General features: G+C 49.5%; 3 protein-coding genes. All 3 read right to left on the bottom strand.

Annotated elements, in window-relative coordinates:
* Positions 1-158: 158 nt before the first annotated feature.
* The gene (trfA, locus tag GTP23_RS22335; protein WP_161037147.1) at positions 159-1,259 is read right to left on the bottom strand and encodes a plasmid replication initiator TrfA; all 1,101 of its coding nucleotides are present in this window, start codon (positions 1,257-1,259) and stop codon (positions 159-161) included.
* 761 nt (positions 1,260-2,020) lie between these two features.
* Positions 2,021-2,734, bottom strand: coding sequence for a M48 family metallopeptidase (locus tag GTP23_RS22330; protein WP_161037146.1), 714 nt, complete (start codon positions 2,732-2,734; stop codon positions 2,021-2,023).
* Positions 2,734-3,681 carry a restriction endonuclease subunit R gene (locus tag GTP23_RS22325; protein ID WP_161037145.1) on the bottom strand — a complete coding sequence of 316 codons (948 nt, stop codon included), beginning with the start codon at positions 3,679-3,681 and terminating at the stop codon, positions 2,734-2,736. The genes GTP23_RS22330 and GTP23_RS22325 overlap by 1 nt, the downstream gene beginning before the upstream one ends.
* Between the last annotated feature and the right edge of the window lie 54 nt (positions 3,682-3,735).

The following is a 3,735-nucleotide window of genomic DNA, read 5'->3' as shown; positions in this document are numbered from 1 at the left end:
AACGCCGCTGAGTGGTTCCGTCTTGTTCTTTTCGTCATGCCTTTGCTCCTAAAATCCGGCCTTGCGGCCGCTATTGTGAAGCAAGGCATCCACTTATCCTACTGTCCGAAAAACCGGAACCGCTTCTCAAGCACAGCGTACAGCATCAACTTGGTGGGCTACTTTTTCCATGCTGACCGCACGACCATCACAGCGGTCCCATCGTCTTTGAAGTGGTACTCACTCACCCGGCTGCAATTGGGAGTACATTCCTCTTTAAGCTTTTCTAGTGCTGCAATGAGGCTCTTCTTGAAGTTGCTCCTATCGGATGAATAGCCGGAAATCTGACGCAATGTGTCAACTGGCAACCAGGCTGCTTGTGAGTGCCCGGCGTAAAAGCTAGCTAACCAGCCTTTTAGTCCATCGTAAATGACAGCGTCTTTATCGACTGCCGTCCACTGTCCTGGCCCGAATAACTTAGCAATACTTTCGGATATCTGCAGCGTTAAGATATCGCTGGCATTATATTTCCCGTTGATTGCGCCATCTTTAAAGCTCACGGTGAGTAGTTTAGGAACTTCTAGGTTCCAGTCGTTATAACGCAATCGCAACTGAGCTAAGCTTAAGCGTAGAAGGCTTGCCCGAATCGCCCTATGAGTATTCAACCCGTAACTCTGCCCCATTCTTTTGATGAATTGATAAAATGTTGTTTTAATGTAACTCTCAGACCCTTTCGGGGCTAGAGGACTGTCTCGATAGTAGTCAAGACACGTCGCGTATACCTTGCGGTCGAATTGGCTCAGCTCGTAGCCAGTGAGAGTCAAATTGAGATTGTCAAAGGAATTAATTTTCTTGTTCACGACCATTGATGAATGCTCTTCATCCCCAGTAGTTGGAACACACGTTTGAACATGTTCGCGAGTCGAAAACAGCGCGCTTCTTAGGAAGTGAGTTGGTAATCCCATCGCCACGTCACTCCATGCCGGCAGGTAGGTTTCGGTGCCTTGCTGTATGGCCTGTCGTTTGCGCGCCTTCTTGACCTCCGCACCAGTTGCATCCACTGATAGAGTGACAACAGACGGCGTTGGCTGGGCAGCATTTGCCAGCGCCCTACGCTCCAGGCTATCCGCGTTTTTGGCTAGTCGTTCGGCCGCTCGCAATATTGTGTCTTGTTCGCTAAGAGGGGCGTGCAAGGCTGCTTTGGCGGTATCTTCAGCCAACTTACGATATTTTGTTGCATGCCTGCGTAGAACGGTTGCTGGCGCAGTTGTGTTATTCATATTTCAAGCATTGATGGAGACCGTGTTGTATAGCTTGGGAAAGAGGTGTGGATAGGGCTTCAGATGCCATCCAATTGAGAAAGTTACGAAAGTTCCCAGCGATGCTAGGAGATATATTTTTTGGAGGGCTGGGACTGGGCATGAAATAGAGATTGATGCACCTTCGTTGGCATGGCGAACACGTGGCCTATGGAATGGTGTCCTTGTACCTATCCATCGATTTCTAACTTGACCATCGGACGGAATTTACTAGACCTTCGTACTGAATCTACTTGACCATCACACAGTTTTAACTTGCCCTTCGCACGCCAGAACTGTCCTTCACCCGTAAAAAAGAATCCTAATTAAACGGTGTTTCCGGATGTAATGAGTCCGTCTAGTAGTTATAGACTATGTAGTATGTCTAATTGGGAAGCTGGACTTGAATGTTGGCGCGGCGTTCCTTAAGCTCGGGTGTTTAGCGCTTGAAAACTGCCAGCGGTGGCAATGTGTGTATGTATCCTATTTGGGATGGGCTTGGCGGCCCGCTGTAGTGCGCCACCATTCCCGCTTGGCGGCGAGAATGGTGACTTCTGACCTTGGTCGGTCGGATAGCGAAAATGGTATAAATTATTTAAATTATTACTCTTAAGACCGGGTTGCATTCTCGCAGCCCGGTTACCTATTGCCGCAATAGGGCTTATGCCTGACCTAGGAAGCGAGGCGTGCCCGTATGTCACCTTAAGGCATTTTCATATTAGGTGACATGGCAATCCTAACGCTCAGTAATCCCAGTTTTCCGATGCTAAGGGAGCTTCGTTCAGCTCAATGCGACAGGCTCTCCAGTTTGGTAGATATTTGTCCATAAGGGTGACAAAACGGTCTCCATGATTGCGCTCAATGAGATGGATAAGTTCGTGAACTACGATGTACTCAATACACCGGTGTGATTTTTTAACCAATTCAAGGTTGAACATTATGCGGCCAGTATGTGGTGTACATGAGCCCCACTTGGTCTTCATACGTCTGACCTGCCAATCGTTGGCCCGCACGCCAATCGCCTGAGACCATGTTTCCACCATCGGGTTAAGCACGCACCTCAGCATATCCCGACACTGGGCATAAAAGAAATCTTCTCGGTGGTGCGTATCACTACCATCACGTACATGGAAAGTTAGACGGCCTTTGCCACGAAACTCTAATGAGTATCGCCCTGCTGGTATAACTTGTAGACGGTACTTTTGGCCCCAAAAGTAATGGGTTTCCCCTGAGACGTACTTTCTTACGTCCTGCCGCGCTTGCTCTGTAAAGCGCGCTTGCTGACGTTTAACCCATCCTAGTTTAGTGATGACCGCGAGACGAACGGCATCGTCTGTTACGTGACTTGGAACGGCTATGCGTACTCGGCCATGTGGTGGGTGTACGGATAGGTGGAGATTCTTGATGTTCTTCCGGTCAATCTCCACCCAAATTCCGGCAATCTTCGCGGTATGCATCAATACTCCGCTTGGTTTTTGACCAGTTCGAAAACTTGCTCGGCCAAATCTTCATTGTGAAGCACATCCATGATTGCATTGAAGACCTCCATGCCTTTACGACGATTGCCTCGCCAGTCGTCTTTCTTAGCGTTACGGACCGCTTTATCTACATTAGATGCCATCTCTGCGTTCTTACCAAGGTTATCGTACAGAGCTCGAAGACCGCCCGCGTTCATGCTTGACGGATAGGTGCCACCGGCTTGCGGTTGAACGACTATCTTGGTCAATTCTACAATCTTCTTCAAGTACTCTTCGTACTCGAGTGCCTTGTCGTGGCGTTCCTTGATGAGGCTATCCAGTAGGTCCGACATCTCGTCGTAGTACTTTGGGTTGATAGGGCGCTCATCAATGATTACCTTGCGTAGATTATTTTCGATGGCCTCGGCGGTAGCCCCCTTATCTTTCGATAGGCCAACGGGTAGGGCTTTTATGGCGTCAGGGCCTCGTTCGACGATGAGCTGAATCAGGCTCAAATCATCGAAGGCCGATAGTTTCTCGCTTTCATGGGCGCCTATGTAGGTGTCAATGAGGTGACGCATTGCGGGCTCATACATCTTGAGGTCGATGTAATCGCCACTGGCCAGCTTCACCTCGGTGCGCACTTTTTCGAAGTAGTCGACTTCGGCTGCAATGGCTTTGCTTTCCTCACGCGTATAGCCTGCTTCCTCCATTTCATTGGCAATTGCCGCGTAGGCTCGGAGCAGGCTGGCCGTCAGCTTATAGAGCGTAAGGCGCTTTGGCTCGTTCGCCTTCAGCTGTTCCTTGTTCGTAGTGTCTGCGGCACAGAAATAGCGAAGATAATCAGCCGTAGCCTTGGGCGCAGCTACTGGTTGGCACTGTTGCAAATAGTCGGTGGTGATAAACTTATCATCCCCTTTTGCTGATGGAGCTGCACATGAACCCATTCAAAGGCCGGCATTTTCAGCGTGACATCATTCTGTGGGCCGTACGCTGGTACT

This window comes from Duganella fentianensis (assembly GCF_009857835.1).
Taxonomy (GTDB): Bacteria; Pseudomonadota; Gammaproteobacteria; order Burkholderiales; family Burkholderiaceae_D; genus Rugamonas; species Rugamonas fentianensis.
The sequence above is the reverse complement of the archived record's forward strand: the minus strand, read 5'-3'. Positions and strand labels throughout refer to the sequence as shown.

Bases quoted from the DNA above. Each gene is read 5' to 3' on its own strand.
- trfA (WP_161037147.1), bottom strand. From the start codon at position 1,259: ATGAATAACACAACTGCGCCAGCAACCGTTCTACGCAGGCATGCAACA.
- GTP23_RS22330 (WP_161037146.1), bottom strand. From the start codon at position 2,734: ATGCATACCGCGAAGATTGCCGGAATTTGGGTGGAGATTGACCGGAAG.
- GTP23_RS22325 (WP_161037145.1), bottom strand. From the start codon at position 3,681: ATGGGTTCATGTGCAGCTCCATCAGCAAAAGGGGATGATAAGTTTATC.